Source organism: Xenorhabdus bakwenae (assembly GCF_030272115.1).
Classification (GTDB): Bacteria; Pseudomonadota; Gammaproteobacteria; order Enterobacterales; family Enterobacteriaceae; genus Xenorhabdus; species Xenorhabdus bakwenae.
In genome coordinates this window covers 1,660,044-1,683,239 of record NZ_CP119194.1, presented here as the reverse complement: position 1 = coordinate 1,683,239, position 23,196 = coordinate 1,660,044, and the positions used below count along the sequence as shown (strand labels likewise).

Below are 23,196 nucleotides of genomic sequence, written 5' to 3'. Positions count from 1 at the left end.
ACAGATGTTTAAAGTCATATTGGGCTTTCTGGTAATGTGGGCCGCACTTGCTCATGCAGAGGTTCGCATTGAAATTACACAGGGTGTTGATTCTGCCCGTTCTATTGGGGTTGTCCCATTTAAATGGACTGGGGCAGGTGAATCACCTGAAAATATTGGTTCAATTATTGCTGCGGATTTGAGAAACAGTGGAAAATTTAATCCGATTGATTCTGCTCGTATGCCGCAACAACCGACGACTGCATCAGAGGTAACGCCTGCCGCATGGGCTGCGTTGGGGATCGATTCAGTTGTTGTTGGACATATTCAACCCAGTGCTGATGGTAAATTTCTGGTTTCCTATCAGCTTGTTGACGTTGCTGGTGCACCAGGAACGGTATTGGCACAAGAACAATTCACAGTTGAAAAGAAATGGTTACGTTTCTCGGCACACACAGCCAGTAATCAGGTATTTGAAAAACTGACAGGTATTAGAGGTGCATTTACTACCCGTATAGCTTATGTCGTTAAAAATAACAGTGCGGGTAAGTATCGAAATGAACTGCGTGTTTCTGATTATGACGGTTATAATCAATTTACCGTACATAGCTCACCGGATCCATTGATGTCACCTGCCTGGTCGCCAGATGCTGCCAAACTTGCCTATGTGACATTTGAAGGTGGTCGTTCCTCACTGATTATTCAAACCCTGGCAACAGGTGCAGTACGTCAGGTAGCTTCATTTCCGCGTCATAACGGAGCACCCGCATTTTCTCCAGATGGGACTAAGCTTGCCTTTGCATTATCTAAAACCGGTAGTTTGAATCTTTATGTGATGGATTTAGCGTCTGGTCAAATCCGTCAGATCACTGATGGCCGCAGTAATAATACTGAACCAAGCTGGATGCCGGATAGCCAGACGCTGGTCTATACCTCAGATCAGGGTGGACGTCCACAATTGTATAAAATCGATATTAATGGCGGTGCTCCACAACGCCTAACTTGGGAAGGACCACAAAACCAAGATGCAGATGTTAGCCCTGACGGTAGTTTTATTGTGATGGTTAGCTCAGCGAGTGGCAGTCAGCATATCGCCAAACAGGATCTGGCAACGGGATCTGTCCAAGTCTTGACGGATACGTTTCTGGATGAAACGCCGAGCATCGCACCTAATGGCACTATGGTGATTTATAGCTCCACTCAAGGGTGGGGAACTGTATTGCAGCTAGTTTCGACTGATGGGCGTTTCAAAGCGCGTCTTCCGGCTACCGATGGACAGGTAAAATCCCCTGCCTGGTCGCCGTATCTGTGATGCATAATAATATGTATAGCAAACTATAAAAGGATCAAAGAGATGCAACTGAACAAAGTGCTAAAAGGGCTGATGTTAGCTTTACCAATCATGGCCGTAGCAGCGTGTAGTTCTAACAAAACTGGCAATAATGATCAGTCTGGTGTAAGCACTGTTGATAATTCTTCTAAGACTCTGTCTGCGGAAGAATTAGCACGTCAGCAGATGCAAGAGCTGCAAAACAACAACATCGTATACTTCGGTTTCGATAAGTACGACATCAACAGCGAATTTGCTCAAATGTTGGATGCACACGCGGCCTTCCTGCGTACTAACCCATCTGTTAAAGTGACTATCGAAGGTCACGCGGACGAGCGTGGTACTCCAGAGTACAATATTGCTCTGGGTGAGCGTCGTGCGAACGCAGTGAAAATGTATCTGCAAGGCAAAGGTGTTTCCGCTGATCAGCTTGCTATCGTTTCTTACGGTAAAGAAAAACCAGCTGTACTTGGCCATGACGAAGCAGCATATGCGAAAAATCGTCGCGCTGTGATCGTATACTAAGAGTAATGCATGAACAGTAACTTCAGACGTTATATGTTGGGTCTGTCGTTATTGGTTGGCGTAGCGGCTCCTTGGGCCGCTACCGCCCGAGCGCCAATCAGTAATGTCGGCTCAGGTTCCACAGATGAGCGCCTCTCCCAATTAGAGCGTATTTCTGACGCTCATAGTCAATTATTAACCCAGCTCCAGCAACAGCTTTCTGATTCTCAACGTGATATTGATACACTCCGTGGTCAAATTCAGGAAAACCAGTATCAATTAAATCAGATCGTTGAGCGGCAAAAAGATCTTTATCTGCAATTGGATAAAATCACGGATCCATCCAGTGCAGAGAGTTCAGCGCCAGAAAATCGTAATGCTGCGTCTTCGGCATCTGCTGGGAATAAACAATCTGCTGCGTCGACGAGTACAGGAAGTGAAAAAAGTGATTACGATGCCGCCGTTTCCTTGGCTATCAACACCAAAGAATATGATAAAGCGATTGTAGCATTTCAAAATTTTGCCAAATCCTATCCCAAGTCTAAGTATTTGCCGAATGCCAATTATTGGTTAGGGCAGTTGAATTACAATAAAGGCAAGAAAGACGATGCCGCTTACTATTTTGCCACTGTCGTGAAAGACTATCCCAAGTCACCAAAAGGCAGCGATTCCCTGTATAAAGTGGGTTTAATCATGCAGGAAAAAGGGCAAAAGGATAAAGCAAAAGCGGTTTATCAGCAGGTGGTTAAGCAATATCCTGGTACTAATGCAGCCAAAATGGCCGAGAAAAAGCTTTCCGGAATGTAATAATTATCCCCGAAAGGTCAGATATTGGTCTTTTGGGGGATAATTGACTGCTAAATAAGCATTTAAACAAGTTTTCTAAAATAAACGTTGCGTCATGCTGAGAAATCAGTAATATATGCCGCCGTTGGCAAGGATAACTGCCAAGCAGATTTAGATGGGTCGTTAGCTCAGTCGGTAGAGCAGTTGACTTTTAATCAATTGGTCGCAGGTTCGAATCCTGCACGACCCACCATCTAAACTCTCACCTCAAGTACTCCTTAGATGGGTCGTTAGCTCAGTCGGTAGAGCAGTTGACTTTTAATCAATTGGTCGCAGGTTCGAATCCTGCACGACCCACCATCTAAATGATTATCTCAACACACCTTAGATAAATTGTTAGCTCAGTCGGCAGAGCAATTGACTTTTAATCAATTGATCGCAGCAGATAACTTAATAAGTTGATTACTGACTTCACATTTTTTCCTTATCGTTTTTAAATCGTTAAAATAATTAAAGACTTTTTTTCTTAAATTCGCTATCTTGTTTAGTATGTAAAACAACAAAGCGCAAAATAGCCTGATTATCTCGTCATTTCATGTTTGTTGTATTGATATACTAAACATTATTTATGGTAAGGATAAGAAAGTATGGATTTTTTCAACATTGATAACATATTAGTGCATATACCTCTAGGAACGGGTGGCTATAACCTTTCATATATTGAAGCAATTGGTACGATAGCAGGGCTGTTATGTATTTGGCTCGCTAGTCAGGAAAAAATCATTAATTACCTGTTTGGATTAATTAATGTCTCACTATTCGCTGTCATCTTCTTTCAAATTCAACTCTACGCTAGCCTCATTCTACAAATCTTTTTCTTCGCGGCTAATATCTATGGTTGGTATGCATGGAGCCGAGTCAATGAGCAAAAACAAATAGAGCTTAAAATTCGGTGGCTCAACCCTAAACAGATGGCTGTTTTTGCTGCGGTTTCCATCTTTGCCATATTAATCATGACATTTAATATCGATCAAATATTTGGTTATATGGCAAAAGTGGTAGTGCTCGGCCTACAGGGTATGGGCTTTAATATCATCATGCCTTATTTACAGCCTGATGCTTTCCCATTCTGGGATTCAGTGATGACAGTATTATCCATTGTGGCAATGATACTGATGACGCGTAAGCATGTAGAGAATTGGCTGATTTGGGTCATCATTGATGTTATCAGTGTCGTGATTTATTACTATCAAGGCGTTTTGGCGATGTCGCTGCAATATATTATTTTGACAGGTATTGCATTGAATGGCGCTCATCTGTGGAACAAGGCAGCGAAACAAGCGGATAACATCCAAAAGAAAGTGTAAATTAAACGCGATCATCGGCCATAGATAATGAACGTTCTATGGCCTGTTATTTGATATTTTTCTACAAAACATTCTCTTCTTATTTATCTATTTATTTGAATTAACATCACTTTTACTTTCAATAGCATTTTCCATAAAAAAGTATTCTATTTTTACTCACAAAGATTATTTACAGAACAACGCCTAACAGTTAGATTGAGATCACAAAATTATTTTAAATAACTGTAAACGTATTAGGTGAAAGGATAATGAATTACCAGAATGACGATATAAAAATAAGAAAAATAACGGAATTATTGCCACCAGTTGCATTACTCGAAAAATTTCCGGCGACAGAAGAAAGTGCTATTACTGTTCGTAATGCACGTGAATCTATTCATAATATTTTAATGGGTGAAGATGATCGTCTATTGGTAGTGATTGGTCCATGTTCAATTCATGATCCACAAGCGGCATTAGAATATGCAGAGCGTTTGAGTAAATTACGTGAGAAATTGAAAGCCGATTTGGAAATTATCATGCGGGTTTACTTTGAAAAGCCCCGTACAACTATCGGCTGGAAAGGGTTGATTAACGATCCAGGCATGGATTGCAGTTTTAATATCAATGGCGGATTACGTACTGCCCGTAAATTATTGCTCGATATTAATAATATGGGACTACCTGCGGCAGGTGAATTCCTGGATATGATTACTCCTCAGTATTTAGCCGATCTCATGAGCTGGGGCGCGATAGGGGCACGTACAACGGAGTCTCAAATTCATCGCGAATTGGCATCGGGGTTATCCTGTCCAGTTGGTTTCAAAAATGGCACAGATGGAACAATTAAAGTCGCTATCGATGCGATTAATTCAGCGAGTTCATCGCACTGTTTCTTGTCTGTCACGAAATGGGGTCACTCCGCAATTGTGAATACAATAGGCAACCAAGATTGCCATATTATTCTGCGTGGTGGCAAAGAGCCTAATTACAGTGCCGAACATGTCAGTGCCGTTAAAGAAGGGCTGAAAAAAGCGGGTTTGCCTCCCCGCGTGATGATTGATTTCAGTCATGCAAATAGCGCGAAGCAGTTCAAAAGACAAATGGATGTCGGTGTTGATGTCTGCGGTCAGATTGCGGGGGGTGAGAATGAGATCATGGGTGTTATGGTTGAAAGTCACTTGGTTGAAGGAAGCCAAAGCTTAGAGAATGGTAAACCTTTAGTTTATGGTCAAAGTGTGACCGACGGCTGTATTGGTTGGGAAGATACCGAAATGTTACTGCGTCAGTTGTCTCAGGCCGTTCAGCGTCGCAGAAGCTAATTTATCGCAAAAATGGCATAAAAAGCCGGACATCAGTCCGGCTTTTAACATTCTTTTTATGTAACCTTTGAGGATTACTTCGCTTTACCCTGATTTGCAACGGCCGCCGCTTTTGCGGCGATTTCATCAGCGTTGCCCAGATAGTAGTGTTTGATAGGCTTCATGTTCTCATCAAACTCATAAACCAGTGGTACAGCAGTTGGAATATTCAGTTCAAGAATTTCTTCTTCACTCATATTATCCAGATACTTCACCAATGCACGCAGGGAGTTACCGTGAGCGGCGATAATGACTTTTTCGCCTTTTTCTACGCGTGGCTTGATAACTTCTTCCCAATAAGGAATAACACGTTCAATCGTAGTAGCAAGGCTTTCAGTAACAGGCAGCTCTTCGGGGTTCAGGCTGGCGTAACGAGGATCATGGCCGGGGTAACGTTCATCATCTTTGGTCAAATCAGGAGGTGTAATAGCGAAGCCACGACGCCACAATTTAACTTGATCATCGCCGTATTTGGCTGCGGTTTCTGCTTTATCCAGACCTTGTAATGCGCCGTAGTGACGTTCATTCAGTTTCCAGCTTTTTTCAACTGGCAGCCATTGCTGATCAACCTGATCCAGAATGTTCCACAAAGTGTGAATAGCACGTTTTAGAACAGAAGTGTAGGCGACATCAAAAGTGAAACCTTCTTCTTTCAGTAGAAGACCTGCTTGTTGTGCTTCCGAGCGGCCTTTGTCGGACAATTCAACGTCAGTCCAGCCAGTAAAACGGTTCTCTTTGTTCCACTCGCTTTCTCCGTGCCTTACAAGAACCAGTTTAGTTACAGCCATAGCTTAAACTCCTATCAGTACTTTTTAATACAAAATGAAAAGATCGCTGCGGGCATTATAGGGCGCGACAGGCTAAAACGGCAAACAATAGTCTCGTATCTCCTGTTTAAAATCATGTTTGATGATAATTACGGCGATTATATATCTGGAAGGAAGGAGATAGCAGGCAGTTTATGATCTGAACTGTCCCCGAATAGAGGGAGGCAATTCAGATCAAATGGAATTCAGTTTAATGCATGATTACGGATTTTATTGGGTAGGTAAAAAATAGCAGATGCATCAAATTGAGTGAAAAATGGAAAGCAACAGCCACCCATAAACGCCCACTCCACAGCCAGGTCAGGCCATAAATTAACCCTGCCAGCGTAGCAAAAATCATCAGCAAACCGCCACCAGCAAAATGGGCAGCACCAAACAGCAGGGAGGTCATGACAAGGGCTAAGTAAGGATTCATCCATTGACTGAGCTTCTGCTGAATATAGCCACGAAACAGCGCTTCTTCAGCCAAAGAGACAAAGAAAAGATTAGCAATCACAAAGGCAGGGAACCAATTCGGTAAATGAAGTTCAACAGATAAACCGCCTGATACGGTTGCAAGCCATAATAACGCTGGAATAGCGGCGATCAATAATGCCCATCCGTGAGCAGGTGCATCAACCAACGGTTTTCGGATGAACAAAGTCGGCATACAGCATATTAGAATAAATGGCAGCAGCGCCTTGTCAAAGTTGAAATACATTGAAAAAGGTGCGCTGAATGGGCCTGCCTGCACTTTATCCAGATACTTGAGATTATGGAATCCTGGAATGTAATGCACAAACAATAAAATACCACCGATGAGCAACAACAACTCTATGACTATTTTGGGGACAAAATGTTTTTTGCTGTTTTTTTGGCAATAAATATATGCCATACCTAAAAGAGCCATCACTGTCAGCGTGATGATAGCAGGATAGGTAAGCACGTTAGTGCTGATCCCAGCAATGATTGCGAAGAGCGCGACGAAAAAAGCAATTTTCTGGCGACTTTCTAAAAGAGCCAATGCAATGGCAAGTAATGCCCAAGCCATATAATTCCCTATTATCTTTAAAAAAACCAATGAAATAGTCTAAAAATGGACGGTGATTTTATAGTAATAGTTAAAAAATTCAAAAATAATCATAAAAAATATCAAAAAAATATGACTTGATTTTATTAAAGAGTGATTAAATCGAACGGTAATAGGAACCCCTCTCCATCAAGAGAGGGATCACAGTAATATGTTGAGCGAAGAATGAAGATTACAGCGATCCTAAGGAAATATTTTCAGTTTCATACCGATAAATATCACCGTCAGGAATAAATCGCAGGCGATGGGTAATGCACTGTGGCGCATCTTCTTGATGATGAGAGACAAACAGAAGCTGCGTATCACCATGAGTAATCATGATATCAATGAAGCGCTGGACTAACTGGCGGTTTAGAGGATCAAGCCCTTGCAAAGGTTCATCCAGGATCAATAAAGCAGGATGCTTCACCAGCGCGCGGGCAATCAAAACCAGCCGCTGTTGCCCCCATGACAGACTATGAAACGGGCTGGTTGCTGTTGCTCCCGATAACCCCAATAAATCCAGCCATTCATCGGCTAACTGTTGCTGTCGGTCTGAAACGGCCTGATAAAGTCCTATTGAATCGAAGAAACCCGATAGAATAACATTGCGAACGCTGGTACTGACACGATACTCCAGATGAATACTGTTACTGACATAACCAATATGGCGTTTGATGTCCCAAATTGTTTCACCACTTCCCCGTTGTCGGCCAAATAATATTAACTCATTGCTGTAACCTTGCGGGTGATCGCCCGTAATCAGGTTAAGAAGTGTCGATTTTCCGGCGCCATTTTCACCGATGATTTGCCAGTGTTCATTAGGGTTCACTTGCCAGCTTAAGCCGTGCAAAATGGGTTTATCATTGTATTGGACTATAACATCACGCATTGACACTAACGGTTGATCAGCGGGAAGTTGTCCATCCGTGCGGTATTCATCGCTGTCGGGAAGACGAATATTTTTCAGCCCTTCACTGTGTGCTAACTGTGCCACGAGAGATTCTGCCAAAATGCGTTCTTTCTTTCCGGCCAGCGTCAGGTGACAATCCGCCAGTACACCGACTTGTTCGACAAAATCAGGAATTTCATGGAATCGGGTTAAGATTAAAACTAAAGTAATGCCTTTCGCAGCCAGAGAATTTAATAATTGGGCAAGTTGATCTCGAGCATAACTGTCTAAGCCATCAAAAGGTTCATCAAGGATAAGCAAGTCCGGGTTTACCATTAATGCCTGACATAGCAAAACTTTACGAACTTCCCCGGTTGAAAGGTATTTGAATCGTCGTGAGAGCAGATCCTTGATACCAAAATATTCGCTTAATTCAAGACACAATTCATTATCTTTATGATGAAGTTGAATGATGTCTGCGGCAGTGCGTCCCGTATCCTCTTCGCCTATACTGAGCAAATCGGTATTGTTGCGTTGCCACTCTTTATCAATCAGTTTTTGTAATTGTTCGAAAGACAGACGTATTGGTGTGCGAAACGAACAATGACGGTCACCTGCCAGTTGGATTAATTCACCCGACAGTGCACGCGCCAATGAAGATTTTCCACTGCCATTTGCGCCAACAAAAGCCCAACTTTCCCCAGAAATCATTTTCAGTGACGGTAGCCGTAGGGTACGGGTGTCACTTAAACGGAAACGACTTTGCGTTATTTGCAATTCAGACATTCTTCTTCCTTTTTAAGCAACATTAATTAAAGGATCACCAGAAATAAGCGGAATAATGTTCAATGTCAATGTGTAGCTGTTTGTTATTCATTGAGGGTTAATCACATTTGCAATTGATTTAGCATAAGGTGGCAATAATCACTTTATCAGCATCGAAAAGTGCAATAACAGCATCATAGGGCTGGAGCGGCAAACGTGCCACTTCCTGATTAGGTAGCGTAGCGCAAAGGGATTCACCGTCATCAAGTGTCAGAATAATTTCACTGTATTCTGCTCCTGTTTCAATATGGCTTATCTGGCCGGAGAGGGTATTATCGAATGAAGCAGAAGAGAGATGATCTTTAGTTAAGGTTATCCACGGCGCTTTTATCGCTGATCCCTGCCTGTTTTGTGCCTTGGCTGATAGAACCCGTGATTTTAATTTGCTTAAGTAACGCAATTCGTCGGGGATCAGCGAACAGGCGTTGTTGCAATTTTAGTGTTAACAATATTTGGGCTTGCATAGTGATTTATTTAGGGTAACTATTTGAGCGTGTTTACAACAGAACCTTAAGAATCGCACGTTTCGTCGGTTACTGTTACTGTTTTATTGTCTATACTCGATAAACTTCAAGTTACAATCCGCAAGACGACGCGAGTCCTTATATTTCCCCGCTGTGCAGGGAAATATAACACGCATCTTGAAGTTGGATTGGTATAGAATAACCCAATTAACGTTTGTGTTATGTCAGATTCAGATATGACACAGTTAATTTGTTAGTCACTCAGGATATGAGGTTAGCATGTTTGAATTGCTTAAAAGTATGGGATTTGCGCTGATCATGGTCCCCGTGATGATGGCGGCTATTTTGGCGTTGATTTACGGGCTTGGAGAATTGTTCAATTGTATCTCCAAAACGGAAAATACCAGTCGTTAGTCTTGAGCTTTGTAATTTCTATTACCCGGTTACCCGGGTAATCATCAATTCCTGCCTTTTCTTTATATGCAACTGTTCATCTGTAACTTTTGCATTGAGATCAACATAAAAGCTAAAACTGGCTCACAACTTGCCGATTAATCTCAGAATAGCGTTTTCATTTAACGTTATATCTTGTTATATGCAACGCACCATATTGATGATCTTAGGTGAGTATAAAATGAAAAATAAAGTTTATCCGTTGCTGACAGGGGCAGTCGTTTCTTTTGCGCTTGCTGGAAATGTCTGGGCAGCTGATAAGGTGACGGTTTTTGCAGCAGCTTCATTAACCAATGCATTGGATGAGATTGCAGCACAGTATAAAAAAGAGCAACGGGGCGATATTGTTGCCTCTTATGCTTCATCATCAACACTGGCTCGCCAGATAGCGCAGGGAGCTACGGCGGATATGTTTCTTTCTGCCGATCAGCAGTGGATGAATTATGCTACTGACAGACAATCCATTGCTGAGAATACCCGTCATACCTTGTTGGGTAACCAGCTTGTCCTGATTGCGCCTAAAGAGAGTCATTTGAATCAAGTTGAGATCAACCGGGAAACAAAATGGCAGTCTTTGCTGGCGGGAGGGCGATTAGCGGTTGGCGATCCTGATCATGTACCCGTTGGTATTTATGCCAAAGAATCGCTGCAATATTTAAATGCATGGGATACGGTTAATCCATTGATGGCGCGTACTAACAATGTACGTAGTGGTATGGCGTTGGTCGAACGCGGCGAAGCCCCGCTGGGCATTGTTTATGGTTCTGATGCCGTTGCCAGCAATAAGGTGAAAATTGTGGGTGTTTTCCCACCTGAAAGCCATAAACCGGTGGAATATCCGATGGCAATAGTCAAAGGTCATGAAAAACAGGCAGTTCGAGATTTTTATGATTATCTTAAAACCCCTGAAGCCGCTGTCATTTTTAAACGTTACGGCTTTAGTCCACTGTAGGAACGGATCTTTTGGAGATGTTAAGTGAATATGAATGGCAGGCAATTTTACTGAGCTTAAAAATCTCAGTGATTGCTGTGCTATTCAGTTTGCCATTTGGGATCTTAATGGCATGGATGCTGGCTCGTTGCCAGTTTGTTGGTAAATCCCTGCTTGACAGCATTATTCATCTGCCACTGGTATTACCGCCAGTGGTGGTGGGATATCTATTACTTATCAGCATGGGGCGGCGTGGAGTTATTGGTGAATTTCTTTATGACTGGTTGGGTATCAGTTTTGCGTTTAATTGGACCGGTGCGGCATTAGCTTCGGCTGTGGTGGCTTTTCCGCTGATGGTCAGGGCCATTCGGTTGTCATTGGAGAGCATTGATCGGCGTCTGGAACAGGCTGCCCGTACTTTGGGCGCAGGTCCGCTTAAAGTCTTTTTCACCATTACCCTGCCGTTGTCATTGCCCGGCATCATTGTTGGCATAGTATTGGCGTTCGCCCGTTCGCTAGGCGAGTTTGGTGCCACCATTACCTTTGTTTCCAATATTCCGGGGGAAACCCGAACCATTCCCCTTGCCATGTATACCTTGATAGAAACGCCCGGCGCTGAAACCGCCGCCGCCCGTTTGTGCGTCATTGCTATTGTGCTGGCTTTGGTTTCATTGATGCTTTCTGAATGGCTGACACGTTGGGGCAGAAAACGTTTGGGGACCGCATGTTAGAACTGGATTTTGAGCAGCGTTTTGGGGCGCTGCACATGCAGGTGGATACCACTTTGCCAACAGAAAACATTACTGCCCTATTTGGTCTTTCGGGGGCAGGAAAAACCTCACTGATCAATGTAATTGCGGGATTGAGCCGTCCACAAAAAGGCCGCCTTGTTTTAAACGGCGTGACCTTAGTGGATACAGAACAAAATATCTTTGTGCCACCAGAGAAGCGCCGAATTGGTTATGTTTTTCAGGATGCGCGCCTTTTCCCGCATTATCGCGTGAAGGGAAACTTACAATATGGCATGGCACCAGAGATGAAACCCCAGTTTGACAGCATCATTGACCTGTTGGGCATTGAACATTTGCTATCACGTTTCCCCAGCACATTATCTGGTGGAGAAAGACAGAGAATAGCAATTGGCCGTGCATTATTGACTGCACCTGAAATCCTGCTTATGGATGAACCGCTGGCATCATTAGATTTACCACGTAAACGCGAGTTATTACCTTATCTTGAAAAGTTGTCCGAAGACGTCAAAATCCCGATCCTCTATGTCAGCCACAGTTTGGACGAAATTTTACGTTTGGCAGAGAATATTATTGTCATGGACAACGGAAAAATCAGGGCGACAGGCACTCTGGAAGAGGTCTGGTCGAGCAGTGCACTGCGTCCGTGGCTGCAAAAAGAGAGTTTGGGTAGCATACTAAAAGTTTCTGTGATGGAACATCATCAACGTTATCAAATGACGGCCGTCGCGGTGGCTGACAAACTTCTTTGGTTGCCACAAGTTAATGTTTCTCCGGGAACTGATCTGCGTATCCGCATTGATGCATCTGATGTTTCGTTGGTCTTGGCGCCACCAAAAGCCAGCAGCATCCGTAACACCTTGCAAGTCAAAATTATTGAGCTTTCCGAAGATAATGGTCAGGTTGATGTCAAATTAGCACTGAGTGAACATAGCCTGTGGGCAAGAATTACGCCGTGGGCGCGGGAAGAGCTTAATTTGCGGGCAGGGCAATGGCTATATGCACAGATAAAAAGTGTTTCGTTACATCGTCACCTATAAAGAGGTAGGACATTATATAGGGAGCAGAGCAGTGGACTGATTTGCTCCCGTTGAATTGAATTACAGTACGTATTTTCTCAGAACTTCCGCAATGCCGGGTTGAGTATTATCCCGTGTAACAATATCTGCCCGTTCTTTAACGGCATCGACGGCATTACCCATAGCGACACCCAAACCAACGTTCTCCAGCATACTGAGATCATTATAATTATCACCAAAAGCAATCACATCGTTCATGCTCATGCCTTGCGATTCCACCCAGTGTTGTAACCGTATGCCTTTGCTATTGCCTTTCTTGGCGATATCTACCTGATCAAACCATGACCATTCACACTCAAGGCCAACATTTTCCTCAATTTGTTCACTAATCTCACGCAGTTTTACTAAATTGGATGAGCTGGTAGCAAACTTCCAAATCGCATTCACATTGTGGATTGCATCGTGAAAACTCTCTGTTTGCTGGACATTAGGACGTTGGTGTTCAGGCAGAGAATCCGACCATGCAAGGGTTCGGACTACAGTGTGAGGAAATTGATATAAAATGGCATCATCAACATACATCAGATGCTGAATCTCCGTGTCTTGCAGATAGGAAAGTGCTTGAGAGGCTTCTTGAACGGAGAGCGGATTAGAGTCCAATACTTTCTTAGCATGATAATCATAGGAATAAGTCCCATTGCAGCAGATAGCAGGCGTATCGAGTTGCAATGCCTGATAGAAAGGATGGATGGCGACATGATGACGTCCAGTGACAATCAAAACGTTGATACCTGACTGGCGGGCTTCATTTAAGGCTGCCAGTGATTCTGGCAGAATACGTTTTTGTGGATCGAGCAGTGTTCCATCGAGATCCAGCGCGATAACGCGATACGACATGAGTTGGCCTCTGAGTTGTTTATGATATAACCGAAATATTATACGTCAGTTGAACAGAGTTAAATCGTCATATGGGCAGTTTAGCAGTTAACGTTTTTTAAGAGTCTTTACAGATCAATAAAATGGCAATGAAGTATTAAGGAGAGAACATGAAACAGGTGGTTTATACAGCTAGCCCAAGTAGCCGACAAATTCACGTATGGTCGCTGAATGTGGCAGGAGAACTTGCACTTCTCCAGACCGTCACTGTGCCGGGTGAAGTACAGCCAATGGCTGTCAACCCTGCCGGCAAACACTTATATGCAGGAATTCGTCCGCAATTTAGTATTGTCACTTATGCAATTGGGGAAGATGGATGTCTTGAACAGCAGGCCATTGCACCATTGCCGGGTAGCCCGACCCATATATCCACTGACAGAGCAGGGCGTTTTTTATTTTCTGCTTCCTATAGCTTTAATAACTTAAGCGTCCACCTTATTGATGAAAATGGAACTGTTAAAGCACCAAACCAAATTGTCGAAGGGCTGCAAACGCCGCATTCTGCCAATATTGATTGGGAAAACCGTCAATTGCTGGTTCCATGCCTGAAAGAAGATCATATCCGTATTTTCAATCTGGATGAGCAGGGTTATCTGACTGAGAGCCGGACAGATGAAATGACAACAGCAGCGGGTGCGGGGCCACGCCATATGGCATTCCATCCGAAAAAACAGGCTATCTACGGCATTAATGAGTTGGATTCAACGGTCGATGTTCTGCGTAAATGGGAAAAATATCGTATTGTGCAATCAGTTGATTCGCTACCGACTGATTTTTCCAATGTTCGTTGGTCGGCAGATATTCACATTACACCGGATGGCCGACACCTTTATACCAGTGAACGTTCAGAGAGCCTGATCAGCCATTTCCGCGTGTCAGAAGATGGCTATCACCTGACATTAGCCGGACATTATCCGACAGAAACTCAGCCTCGTGGTTTTGCCATCGATCACAGTGGTCATTTCCTGATTGCAGCAGGCCAGAAATCAGATCAGATTTCTGTATCACGTATTGATAAATATTCGGGGGAATTAACGCAACTGGCGCGTTATCCGGTTGGCAAAGGCCCGATGTGGGTTACCGTATTAGCATTGTGAGTTATTCAACTTCCAGTCACATGACTCTGTGACTGGAAGCTATTCCTTGTGCTAAAAAATTGACGCTAAGTTAATAACTGAATATACCAATCCAACTTCAAGATGCGTGTTATATTTCCCCGATTAACGAGGAAATATAAGGCCTCGCATTGTCAGGCGGATTGCAACTTGAAGTTTATCGAGTATATAACTTATTGATGTTGGATCAAATTAAAAGATCCGACACCAGATAAAACAATAGGATATGTGATTAATATGTGATTTTGTTGGACGGAATATAAATCCCCCAAATAAACATTTCCTTTTAAAAGACGTAATATAATATTTCTTGGGTAAATATAAAGTTGAATATTTAATGGGGCGTTGATAATGGAATAAGGGTATTTTACGACACCGCCAAGATGAATATTATTAAAATTCAACAGAGGTGTATTATACCCTCCCTGAATATAGCCATTAAAATTGGTTTTTTTCCCTGTATTGGGTTGATGTCCAATGATGGCAGAGTTAGATGATAGCTGGATAAAAGGATAGCTACCATATTGATAATATGTGTTAATGTTAAAATACCCACTGACAAATTCTGTTTGTTGCAGGGCAGGACTGGTTAATGAATCTGGTTTGACATTTTCTGCAAACAAATGGGCTAATTCAGGCTTTTCTTTTGCCAGAGTTTCGTAATGTAAAATTTCTTGTTCATATTTATTTCTGGACAGTTCAAATACATCTTGCATTTCTTCATTGTAAGATGTGATCAAGTTTTCTCTATTCATGATATTTTCCTCTTTGTTTAAATGAGTGTGATTACGTCATGAATATACCAAATAATTTCTTTTTAAGTGACGCAATAGCCTCTGTTTTGGTCATTAATATTTGTCAGTGATTATCGTTTATATCATTCCCACTTCAAGATGCGTGTTATATTTCCCCGCGTCGTTTTGCGGATTGCAACTTGAAGTTTATCGAGTATATTCTTCTTTAATTTATTGCACCCGTAATTGCATTTGTCAGTTTTGACAGTTGTTCTGGTTGAATAATATAAGGTGGCATCAGGTAAATTAACCGGCCAAATGGCCTGATCCACACCCCATGTCGGACAAAATGGCGTTGCAATGAAGCGACATTGACGGGCTGTTCCATTTCAACCACACCTATCGCGCCTAACACCCGAACATCTTTGACTAATCGGTGTGATTTGAGGGGAAATAATTCTGTTTTTAATTGAGTTTCAATGGATTGAATACGCTGTTGCCACGGGGTATCAGCAAGCAATTTCAGGCTGGCACTGGCGACGGCACAAGCCAGAGGATTGCCCATAAACGTAGGGCCATGCATAAAACAGCCTGCTTCACTTTGGCTGATTGTTTCAGCAACATGACGGGTAGTCAGGGTTGCAGATAATGTCATATATCCTCCCGTCAATGCCTTGCCTAAGCACAATATATCGGGTTCGATCTGTGCGTGTTCACAGGCGAATAACTTGCCGGTTCGCCCGAATCCGGTAGCAATTTCATCGGCAATTAATAAAAGCTGATATTCATCACAAAGCTGACGAACCTGGCGTAGGTATTCAGGATGGTAAATCCGCATCCCACCAGCCCCCTGAACAATAGGTTCTAAAATCACGGCAGCAATTTCATCATGATATTGCAGTAATAATCGTTTCAAAGAATCAATATCTTCCGACTGCCATTCATCACCAAACTGGCATTGCGGAGCATCAGCAAACAGATGATTGGGGAGATAGCCTTTGTACAGATTATGCATGGAGTTGTCTGGATCGCAAACCGACATGGCGCCAAAAGTGTCGCCATGATAACCCTGACGCAGGGTCAGGAAACGATGGCGTTTTTTCCCTTTGGCCTGCCAGTATTGCAATGCCATTTTCAGGGCGACTTCGACGGCGACAGATCCTGAATCCGCCAGAAAAACACACTCCAAAGTATCCGGTGTCATCGCCACCAATTGTCTGCACAGTGCAACCGCAGGAGGATGGGTTATGCCGCCAAACATAACATGGGACATCTTATCGATCTGTAATTTTGCCGCCTCATTGAGAACAGGATGGTGATAACCGTGGATAGCGGCCCACCATGAAGACATACCATCAATCAATGTACGACCGTCTGATAAAACCAGCTCCACACCTGTCGCGGAGACGACAGGATAAGTGGGAAGTGGATGTGTCATTGAGGTATACGGATGCCAAATATGGCGCTGATCAAATTCAAGATCGGAGGGGGTCATAATCACTTTGATGTAAACCTTTTTTGTTTCATTTTGGTTGACATGATAACGCCATTATTTAAACTGACAACGTTTTTTACATCGGAGATGTTATTGTGAGCGAACGTCAACAATGGACAGTCAAACAAGCACAAGAGCTGTTTGATAAGCCTTTTTTTTGAATTATTATTTCAGGCACAACAGATACACCGTGAACATTTTGATCCACAACAAGTACAGGTCAGTACCCTGCTTTCGATAAAGACGGGGGCTTGCCCAGAAGACTGTAAATACTGCCCACAAAGTTCCCGTTATAAAACGGGTCTGGAAAAAGAGCGGTTGATGGAAGTGGGAAAAGTCATTGAATCAGCCCGCAAAGCGAAAAATGCCGGTTCAACCCGTTTCTGCATGGGAGCGGCCTGGAAAAACCCGCATGAACGTGATATGCCGTATTTGGAGAAAATGGTCAGGGAAGTCAAAGAGCTAGGGATGGAAACCTGCATGACGCTAGGCATGCTGAACCCCTCTCAGGCACAGCGTCTGGCAGAGGCGGGTCTGGATTATTACAACCATAACTTAGACACCTCGCCAGAATTTTACGGCAATATCATCACTACCCGCCGTTATCAGGACAGATTGGAGACGTTGGGTCATGTCCGAAATGCGGGAATTAAAGTTTGTTCCGGCGGTATCGTTGGTTTGGGCGAGCAAATTCGTGATCGGGCAGCATTATTGGTGCAATTGGCTAATTTACCAAAGCCGCCGGAAAGTGTTCCGATCAATATGCTGGTAAAAGTACAAGGAACGCCACTGGCAGATAATGAAGATGTCGATCCTTTTGACTTTATTCGTACTATTGCGGTGGCGCGGATCATGATGCCAAAATCTCATGTCCGCTTATCCGCAGGGCGTGAACAGATGAATGAACAAACCCAGGCCATGTGTTTTATGGCAGGAGCTAACTCCATTTTCTACGGCTGTAAATTGCTGACGACCCCAAACCCGGATGAAGATAAAGATCTGCAACTGTTCCGCCGTTTGGGCATCAATCCTCAACAGACAAAAACGATATTTGGTGACAATCAACAACAGCAGAATTTGACGGAAGCCATTATTCATAATGCGGATAACGAACAATTCTATAATGCGGCAATATGATGAGCTGGTCAGACTTTTTCTTCCGCCGTTTGGCCGAGCGTCGGGGCACCCCGCTATGGCGGAACAGGCAAGTCCATCACGGATCTGATGGACGGTTATTAGCCACTTCGGATGGTCACTATCTTAATTTTTCCGGTAACGATTACCTCGGGTTGAGCCAACATCCGCAGATTATTGCGGCCTGGCAACAAGGTGCCCAACAATATGGCGTCGGCAGTGGAGGTTCAGGGCATATTACCGGTTACACCGTCGCGCATCATACTCTGGAACAACAATTGGCTGAGTGGCTGGGATACTCTCGTGCTTTGCTTTTCATTTCCGGCTATACCGCTAATCAAGGCGTGATCGCGGCGTTGATGGCAAGGGAAGATCGCATTATTGCCGATCGCCTGAGCCATGCGTCGTTGCTCGAAGCAGCAATGCACTCTCCCGCACAACTTCGACGTTTTCTGCACAATGATATCGGATCTTTGCAGCAACATTTGGCAAAAGCATGTCCCGGTAAAACGCTGGTGATAACGGAAGGTGTTTTTAGCATGGATGGCGATTGTGCCCCACTTGACGCTATAGCGCAGCAAGCGAAATCTACGGCAAGCTGGCTGATGGTGGATGATGCTCACGGCATCGGCATTCACGGTGATGAAGGGCGCGGCAGTTGCTGGCTGCAAAAAGTTAAACCGGAGATTCTGATTGTCACCTTTGGTAAAGCATTCGGATTGAGTGGTGCCGCAATTTTATGTGATGAGCAAACCGCAGAATACCTGCTCCAATATGCAAGGCATCTGATTTACAGTACCTCAATGCCCCCTGCACAGGCAGTGGCACTTTCCGAAGCAGTAAGGCAAGTTAAGGCTGGGGATGAATTGCGTCAGCGGTTGCGAGACAACATTCGTTACTTTCGCCGCGAAGCACAGCATCTGCCTTTTGCCTTGATGAATTCAGAAACGGCCATCCAGCCGTTAATTGTTCGTGATAATGCGTGTTGTACCGCACTGTCTCATGGGCTTAAGCAAAAAAAAGTGTGGGTTAAAGCGATACTTCCCCCCACGGTTCCCTCTGACAGTGCACGATTGCGTATTACATTGACCGCAAGCCATACCCGGCACGACATTGAGGTATTACTGGAGGCACTGCATGGATCTGGTTGTTAAATCTGTTGACAAGCAAGCGATTGCCGGTGCTTTTGGCCGTGCGGCTGCCAAATATGACACGGTGGCTAAATTGCAACAGCAAACCGGTGAGTATTTAATGGAGTTGGCACAAGCGGAAGATATCGGTATGCGGATATTGGATGCGGGGTGCGGAACCGGTTTCTTTAGTGCTCGCTGGAAACAGCAGGGTAAACAAGTTATCGCACTGGATCTGGCTTCCGGTATGTTGGGACATGCAAAAGGGCAGCAAGTTGCTGATTATTATTTGCAAGGGGATATCGAACATTTGGGATTAGCGGATAACAGTGTTGACCTCTGTTTCAGTAATCTGGCGGTACAATGGTGTAATGATTTGCCCTGTGCATTGCGCGAATTCTATCGTGTTACCCGTCCTGGTGGTCTTATCGTCTTTTCCACGCTGGCACAGGGTTCGCTGAATGAGTTGGCAACCGCGTGGGCGCGGGTGGATGATTATCGGCATATTAATCACTTTCTGCCCCTGCAAACAATGACCCGGGTCTGCCAGCCCTATCGACATAAAATGATTCACCGGCAATATGACCAACGCTATCCACAATTGTTGCCCTTACTGAATTCGCTAAAAGGGATCGGTGCAACACATCTTCATTACGGCCGCCGGCAGGGATTAATGACGAGAAAACGTCTCAATACCCTTGCAGAAGCCTATCCACGGCACAATGGGGAGTACCCATTAAGCTATCAGATTGCTTTTGGAGTCATTTATTGTGACAAATAAATATTTTCTGACAGGAACCGATACCGCAGTAGGTAAAACGGTGGTGAGTTGTGCTTTGCTGCAAGCGGCTAATAAAAAGGGATATTTAACTGCCGGTTATAAACCTGTGGCATCTGGCAGTGAAGTGACGACTGAAGGAATACGTAATGGTGATGCACGGGCCTTGCAGCGTAATAGTACGGTGCCACTCACTTATCAGGAAGTGAATCCGCTGGTATTTGTAGAACCGACATCGCCGCACATTGTCAGTGCAGAACTTAATCAGCCAATCGATTTTTCTGTTTTATCAAAGGGCCTGGCAGCACTGGCAAAAAAATCTGACTGGATTTTGATTGAGGGCGCAGGAGGATGGTACACGCCCTTATCGGAAAATACGACTTTTGCTGATTGGGTGATTCAGGAGAATTTGCCGGTAATTTTAACCGTCGGGGTTAAATTGGGTTGTATCAACCATGCGGTATTAACCGCAAAGGCTATTCAGTATGCGGGGCTAAAACTGGCGGGCTGGGTTGCCAATGAAATTGAGCCAGCCGGCAAACGTCAGGCTGCTTATCTGGCGACACTGGAGCGCATGATCCCTGCACCTTTACTGGGAATTATTCCTCATCTGAGTGAATCATGTGATAAAAATCACATAGGAAAATATATGACTATTGATTATTTGGTTAACTAATTGTTTACTGTGGGTTAGCTAGAATTGCTGCTGACTGCGGTTCTTTAATCGCTGTTCTTGCGTAGAAGATGTTTTACTTCAACAACGATTGAGCCATTTTTGATCAACAAATAGCGTGAATCAATCTCAAAGCAGCATAAAAATATTCCACTATTGAAAAAATTTATCAGTGGGGATAACTCTGCAACTGCCCATACTTAATAGGTTTTGCTGAGTTATCCACTATTCCTGTGGATAACCTTGTGTATTAGTTTTAGAAAAGTATCCTCGTGCAAGGCAATACGCGGCTTGCGACAGATTTGCTGTTATTCTCTACTTGGATTTTTTTATAATTAAAATCAATGCGTTAAATAAAATCAATTCCTTTTTCCATCCCTTTGCTATTCAGTGCTTTATCATTTCAGTTGTTAATACAAAAATAGAAACAAGCCAGATTATTAGCTGGGGATAAAAATAGTCATCCTTGATGTTAAATAAAGGTTAATACCATAAGATTAATAACATCCGGGCAATAACATTATTTTGCCAACTACTTGAAGCTGGTTTTTTATCCAGTATGATAAAAAGAATTTTGTCGATGTATGGATGGCGTGGGGAAAATGAGCAAAGAAACGAGCAAGGTATTCAAGTTATATTCTGATTTTAAGCCGGGAGGCGATCAGCCATCGGCCATCAGACAATTACAGGAAGGGTTGGAAGATGGGCTGGCTCACCAGACGCTTCTGGGGGTAACGGGATCGGGTAAAACTTTTACGATTGCTAACGTTATCGCAAACTTAAATCGCCCCACTATGATCCTCGCCCCGAATAAGACATTGGCGGCACAGCTTTATGGCGAAATGAAAGCATTTTTCCCTGAGAATGCCGTGGAGTATTTTGTTTCCTATTATGATTATTACCAACCAGAAGCCTATGTACCCAGTTCTGATACCTTTATCGAAAAAGACGCTTCAGTGAATGAACATATCGAGCAGATGCGCCTGTCGGCAACGAAAGCCTTGCTGGAACGCCGTGATGTCGTAGTGGTAGCTTCTGTCTCCGCGATTTACGGTTTAGGTGATCCTGATAGTTATTTGAAAATGATGCTTCATTTAACTGAGGGTATGTTAATTGACCAGCGTGGCATCTTGCGTCGTTTAGCGGAACTGCAATATACCCGCAATGATCAGGCATTTCAGCGCGGAACATTTCGGGTACGTGGTGAAGTCATTGATATTTTCCCCGCCGAATCGGATGAGTGCGCTTTGCGTGTAGAATTGTTTGATGATGAAGTCGAACGCCTTTCCCTGTTTGATCCGCTGACGGGACAGGTAGAATACCATGTGCCGCGTTATACCATCTATCCCAAGACCCACTATGTTACACCGCGTGAACGTATCCTCCAGGCGATGGAGGAGATCAAGATTGAGTTGGAACAACGGCGCAAGCTCCTGTTGGCGTCAGACAAGTTATTGGAAGAACAGCGTGTCACCCAGCGAACCCAATTCGATCTCGAAATGATGAATGAACTGGGCTACTGCTCTGGTATTGAAAACTACTCCCGTTATCTGTCTGGACGTTCTGCCGGTGAACCCCCGCCAACGCTGTTTGACTACCTGCCGGCAGAGGGGTTGTTGGTGGTGGATGAATCCCACGTGACTATCCCACAGATTGGCGGGATGTACCGAGGGGATCGCTCCCGCAAGGAAACCTTGGTGGAATATGGCTTCCGTTTGCCGTCAGCGCTGGATAACCGTCCATTGCGGTTTGAGGAATTCGAGGCCTTGGCACCGCAGACTATTTACGTTTCAGCTACTCCCGGTAAATATGAATTGGAAAAATCCGGTCATGAAGTTGTTGAACAAGTTGTGCGTCCAACGGGGCTGATTGACCCAGAAGTTGAAGTCCGTCCTGTGGCAACTCAAGTGGATGATCTGTTGTCTGAAATCCGTATCCGTGCAGTAAAAAATGAGCGTGTGCTGGTCACAACTTTAACCAAACGGATGGCGGAGGACTTAACTGAGTATTTGGAAGAACATGGCGAGCGAGTGCGTTATCTCCATTCCGACATTGATACCGTAGAGCGAGTGGAAATTATCCGTGATCTTCGTCTCGGTGAATTTGATGTTTTGGTCGGCATTAACTTATTGCGTGAAGGCCTGGATATGCCGGAAGTTTCTCTGGTGGCGATTTTGGATGCAGATAAAGAAGGTTTCCTTCGTTCAGAACGCTCCCTGATCCAGACCATCGGCCGTGCAGCACGTAACTTGCATGGTAAGGCCATTTTATATGGTGACAAAATTACAGATTCGATGGCAAGAGCGATTGGAGAAACAGAACGCCGTCGGGCCAAACAACAGGCATTTAACCAGGAACATGGCATTGTACCGCAAGGTTTAAAGAAAAAAATTGGTGACATCCTGAAAATTGGTCAACCGGTTAATGGCAAAGGGAAAGCCAAAGGAAAAAGTAAAGTTACCTTGGGTGCAGAGGATTACCGCAACCTGTCAGCGAAAGAACTGGAAAGAAAAATCGGTGAACTGGAAGAGAAAATGTACCAACATGCACGGGATCTCGAATTTGAACAAGCCGCCAATATTCGTGACCAGGTTCAGGCATTGCGGGCGCAATTTATTACCAATTCCTGAAAATTGTTTTTGCAAGGAATCGCTATGGGCTGGTGATATACGGAATTAATTTTAGAT

Annotated in this window: 21 protein-coding genes, 2 tRNA genes and 2 pseudogenes; 17 read left to right on the top strand and 8 right to left on the bottom strand. The window is 44.0% G+C overall.

Translation table 11 applies throughout. From position 1 onward, the window contains the following. Nucleotides 1-4 precede the first annotated feature (4 nt). From tolB to aroG, 7 genes are all read left to right on the top strand, one after another. On the top strand, nucleotides 5-1,291 hold the full coding sequence (gene tolB, locus PXH59_RS08780) for a Tol-Pal system beta propeller repeat protein TolB (RefSeq protein WP_434223375.1): 1,287 nt from the start codon (nucleotides 5-7) through the stop codon (nucleotides 1,289-1,291). A gap of 42 nt (nucleotides 1,292-1,333) precedes the next feature. Next, nucleotides 1,334-1,834, top strand: coding sequence for a peptidoglycan-associated lipoprotein Pal (gene pal, locus PXH59_RS08775; protein WP_047770281.1), 501 nt, complete (start codon nucleotides 1,334-1,336; stop codon nucleotides 1,832-1,834). Between the two features lie 9 nt (nucleotides 1,835-1,843). Then, complete coding sequence (gene cpoB / locus PXH59_RS08770) at nucleotides 1,844-2,620, top strand: cell division protein CpoB (protein ID WP_047770279.1); 777 nt, start codon at nucleotides 1,844-1,846, stop codon at nucleotides 2,618-2,620. A 156-nt stretch (nucleotides 2,621-2,776) separates the two neighbouring features. Further along, nucleotides 2,777-2,852 (top strand) — tRNA-Lys (locus PXH59_RS08765). Nucleotides 2,853-2,883: 31 nt separating this feature from the next. Beyond that, nucleotides 2,884-2,959 (top strand) — tRNA-Lys (locus tag PXH59_RS08760). Between the two features lie 287 nt (nucleotides 2,960-3,246). Further along, a complete protein-coding gene (gene pnuC / locus PXH59_RS08755; RefSeq protein WP_285811346.1) occupies nucleotides 3,247-3,966 on the top strand; it encodes a nicotinamide riboside transporter PnuC in 720 nt (239 codons plus the stop codon). 248 nt (nucleotides 3,967-4,214) lie between these two features. Next, on the top strand, nucleotides 4,215-5,267 hold the full coding sequence (gene aroG / locus PXH59_RS08750) for a 3-deoxy-7-phosphoheptulonate synthase AroG (RefSeq protein ID WP_047770275.1): 1,053 nt from the start codon (nucleotides 4,215-4,217) through the stop codon (nucleotides 5,265-5,267). Nucleotides 5,268-5,341: 74 nt separating this feature from the next. Here the strand turns inward: aroG and gpmA are convergent, their stop codons facing one another. The 5 genes and pseudogenes from gpmA to PXH59_RS20250 all read right to left on the bottom strand — a co-directional run. Then, the gene (gpmA, locus tag PXH59_RS08745) at nucleotides 5,342-6,094 is read right to left on the bottom strand and encodes a 2,3-diphosphoglycerate-dependent phosphoglycerate mutase (protein WP_047770273.1); all 753 of its coding nucleotides are present in this window, start codon (nucleotides 6,092-6,094) and stop codon (nucleotides 5,342-5,344) included. Between the two features lie 229 nt (nucleotides 6,095-6,323). Next, nucleotides 6,324-7,163 carry a CPBP family intramembrane glutamic endopeptidase gene (locus PXH59_RS08740; RefSeq protein WP_047770268.1) on the bottom strand — a complete coding sequence of 280 codons (840 nt, stop codon included), beginning with the start codon at nucleotides 7,161-7,163 and terminating at the stop codon, nucleotides 6,324-6,326. 211 nt (nucleotides 7,164-7,374) lie between these two features. After that, nucleotides 7,375-8,859: a molybdate ABC transporter ATP-binding protein ModF gene (modF, locus tag PXH59_RS08735; protein WP_285811345.1), complete on the bottom strand. Its 1,485-nt coding sequence runs from the start codon at nucleotides 8,857-8,859 to the stop codon at nucleotides 7,375-7,377. Between the two features lie 118 nt (nucleotides 8,860-8,977). Beyond that, complete coding sequence (locus tag PXH59_RS20255) at nucleotides 8,978-9,145, bottom strand: TOBE domain-containing protein (protein ID WP_434223374.1); 168 nt, start codon at nucleotides 9,143-9,145, stop codon at nucleotides 8,978-8,980. A 58-nt stretch (nucleotides 9,146-9,203) separates the two neighbouring features. Beyond that, a pseudogene (locus PXH59_RS20250) lies at nucleotides 9,204-9,362 on the bottom strand (molybdenum-dependent transcriptional regulator); the annotation flags it as partial. A 279-nt stretch (nucleotides 9,363-9,641) separates the two neighbouring features. Here PXH59_RS20250 and PXH59_RS08725 point away from each other — a divergent pair. The 4 genes from PXH59_RS08725 (at nucleotide 9,642) to modC (ending at nucleotide 12,535) form a co-directional block, all read left to right on the top strand. Beyond that, nucleotides 9,642-9,776, top strand: a complete 135-nt coding sequence (locus tag PXH59_RS08725) for an AcrZ family multidrug efflux pump-associated protein (protein ID WP_047770265.1) — start codon at nucleotides 9,642-9,644, stop codon at nucleotides 9,774-9,776. Between the two features lie 220 nt (nucleotides 9,777-9,996). After that, nucleotides 9,997-10,767 (top strand): molybdate ABC transporter substrate-binding protein, encoded by a 771-nt coding sequence (modA, locus tag PXH59_RS08720; protein WP_285811343.1) that lies wholly within the window; start codon nucleotides 9,997-9,999, stop codon nucleotides 10,765-10,767. Between the two features lie 17 nt (nucleotides 10,768-10,784). Continuing rightward, on the top strand, nucleotides 10,785-11,477 hold the full coding sequence (modB, locus tag PXH59_RS08715; protein WP_285811342.1) for a molybdate ABC transporter permease subunit: 693 nt from the start codon (nucleotides 10,785-10,787) through the stop codon (nucleotides 11,475-11,477). After that, nucleotides 11,471-12,535, top strand: coding sequence for a molybdenum ABC transporter ATP-binding protein ModC (gene modC, locus PXH59_RS08710; protein ID WP_285811341.1), 1,065 nt, complete (start codon nucleotides 11,471-11,473; stop codon nucleotides 12,533-12,535). Before modB ends, modC begins: the two co-directional genes overlap by 7 nt. A 60-nt stretch (nucleotides 12,536-12,595) precedes the next feature. Here modC and PXH59_RS08705 read toward each other — a convergent pair whose 3' ends face one another. After that, complete coding sequence (locus tag PXH59_RS08705) at nucleotides 12,596-13,411, bottom strand: pyridoxal phosphatase (protein WP_285811340.1); 816 nt, start codon at nucleotides 13,409-13,411, stop codon at nucleotides 12,596-12,598. A gap of 149 nt (nucleotides 13,412-13,560) precedes the next feature. On the opposite strand from PXH59_RS08705, the gene pgl reads away from it, so the two are divergent. Beyond that, nucleotides 13,561-14,547 (top strand): 6-phosphogluconolactonase, encoded by a 987-nt coding sequence (gene pgl / locus PXH59_RS08700; protein ID WP_285811339.1) that lies wholly within the window; start codon nucleotides 13,561-13,563, stop codon nucleotides 14,545-14,547. A gap of 191 nt (nucleotides 14,548-14,738) precedes the next feature. Here pgl and PXH59_RS08695 read toward each other — a convergent pair whose 3' ends face one another. Next, nucleotides 14,739-15,320: a hypothetical protein gene (locus PXH59_RS08695; protein WP_285811337.1), complete on the bottom strand. Its 582-nt coding sequence runs from the start codon at nucleotides 15,318-15,320 to the stop codon at nucleotides 14,739-14,741. Between the two features lie 205 nt (nucleotides 15,321-15,525). Continuing rightward, complete coding sequence (gene bioA, locus PXH59_RS08690; protein ID WP_285811700.1) at nucleotides 15,526-16,794, bottom strand: adenosylmethionine--8-amino-7-oxononanoate transaminase; 1,269 nt, start codon at nucleotides 16,792-16,794, stop codon at nucleotides 15,526-15,528. Nucleotides 16,795-16,889: 95 nt separating this feature from the next. Between bioA and bioB the strand changes: the two are divergent. The 5 genes and pseudogenes from bioB (at nucleotide 16,890) to uvrB (ending at nucleotide 23,139) form a co-directional block, all read left to right on the top strand. Continuing rightward, nucleotides 16,890-17,931, top strand: a pseudogene (gene bioB / locus PXH59_RS08685) (biotin synthase BioB). Further along, the gene (bioF, locus tag PXH59_RS08680; RefSeq protein ID WP_285811336.1) at nucleotides 17,931-19,082 is read left to right on the top strand and encodes an 8-amino-7-oxononanoate synthase; all 1,152 of its coding nucleotides are present in this window, start codon (nucleotides 17,931-17,933) and stop codon (nucleotides 19,080-19,082) included. Before bioB ends, bioF begins: the two are co-directional and overlap by 1 nt. After that, nucleotides 19,066-19,839 carry a malonyl-ACP O-methyltransferase BioC gene (gene bioC, locus PXH59_RS08675; RefSeq protein WP_285811334.1) on the top strand — a complete coding sequence of 258 codons (774 nt, stop codon included), beginning with the start codon at nucleotides 19,066-19,068 and terminating at the stop codon, nucleotides 19,837-19,839. Before bioF ends, bioC begins: the two co-directional genes overlap by 17 nt. Then, on the top strand, nucleotides 19,829-20,512 hold the full coding sequence (gene bioD, locus PXH59_RS08670; protein ID WP_285811333.1) for a dethiobiotin synthase: 684 nt from the start codon (nucleotides 19,829-19,831) through the stop codon (nucleotides 20,510-20,512). The genes bioC and bioD overlap by 11 nt, the downstream gene beginning before the upstream one ends. Before the next feature lie 599 nt (nucleotides 20,513-21,111). Next, nucleotides 21,112-23,139, top strand: coding sequence for an excinuclease ABC subunit UvrB (gene uvrB, locus PXH59_RS08665; protein WP_285811332.1), 2,028 nt, complete (start codon nucleotides 21,112-21,114; stop codon nucleotides 23,137-23,139). Nucleotides 23,140-23,196 lie beyond the last annotated feature (57 nt).

Coding starts and splice junctions, on each gene's coding strand:
- tolB (WP_434223375.1), top strand. CDS start 5: ATGTTTAAAGTCATATTGGGCTTTCTGGTAATGTGGGCCGCACTTGCT.
- pal (WP_047770281.1), top strand. CDS start 1,334: ATGCAACTGAACAAAGTGCTAAAAGGGCTGATGTTAGCTTTACCAATC.
- cpoB (WP_047770279.1), top strand. CDS start 1,844: ATGAACAGTAACTTCAGACGTTATATGTTGGGTCTGTCGTTATTGGTT.
- pnuC (WP_285811346.1), top strand. CDS start 3,247: ATGGATTTTTTCAACATTGATAACATATTAGTGCATATACCTCTAGGA.
- aroG (WP_047770275.1), top strand. CDS start 4,215: ATGAATTACCAGAATGACGATATAAAAATAAGAAAAATAACGGAATTA.
- gpmA (WP_047770273.1), bottom strand. CDS start 6,094: ATGGCTGTAACTAAACTGGTTCTTGTAAGGCACGGAGAAAGCGAGTGG.
- PXH59_RS08740 (WP_047770268.1), bottom strand. CDS start 7,163: ATGGCTTGGGCATTACTTGCCATTGCATTGGCTCTTTTAGAAAGTCGC.
- modF (WP_285811345.1), bottom strand. CDS start 8,859: ATGTCTGAATTGCAAATAACGCAAAGTCGTTTCCGTTTAAGTGACACC.
- PXH59_RS08725 (WP_047770265.1), top strand. CDS start 9,642: ATGTTTGAATTGCTTAAAAGTATGGGATTTGCGCTGATCATGGTCCCC.
- modA (WP_285811343.1), top strand. CDS start 9,997: ATGAAAAATAAAGTTTATCCGTTGCTGACAGGGGCAGTCGTTTCTTTT.
- modB (WP_285811342.1), top strand. CDS start 10,785: ATGTTAAGTGAATATGAATGGCAGGCAATTTTACTGAGCTTAAAAATC.
- modC (WP_285811341.1), top strand. CDS start 11,471: ATGTTAGAACTGGATTTTGAGCAGCGTTTTGGGGCGCTGCACATGCAG.
- PXH59_RS08705 (WP_285811340.1), bottom strand. CDS start 13,411: ATGTCGTATCGCGTTATCGCGCTGGATCTCGATGGAACACTGCTCGAT.
- pgl (WP_285811339.1), top strand. CDS start 13,561: ATGAAACAGGTGGTTTATACAGCTAGCCCAAGTAGCCGACAAATTCAC.
- PXH59_RS08695 (WP_285811337.1), bottom strand. CDS start 15,320: ATGAATAGAGAAAACTTGATCACATCTTACAATGAAGAAATGCAAGAT.
- bioA (WP_285811700.1), bottom strand. CDS start 16,794: ATGACCCCCTCCGATCTTGAATTTGATCAGCGCCATATTTGGCATCCG.
- bioF (WP_285811336.1), top strand. CDS start 17,931: ATGAGCTGGTCAGACTTTTTCTTCCGCCGTTTGGCCGAGCGTCGGGGC.
- bioC (WP_285811334.1), top strand. CDS start 19,066: ATGGATCTGGTTGTTAAATCTGTTGACAAGCAAGCGATTGCCGGTGCT.
- uvrB (WP_285811332.1), top strand. CDS start 21,112: ATGAGCAAAGAAACGAGCAAGGTATTCAAGTTATATTCTGATTTTAAG.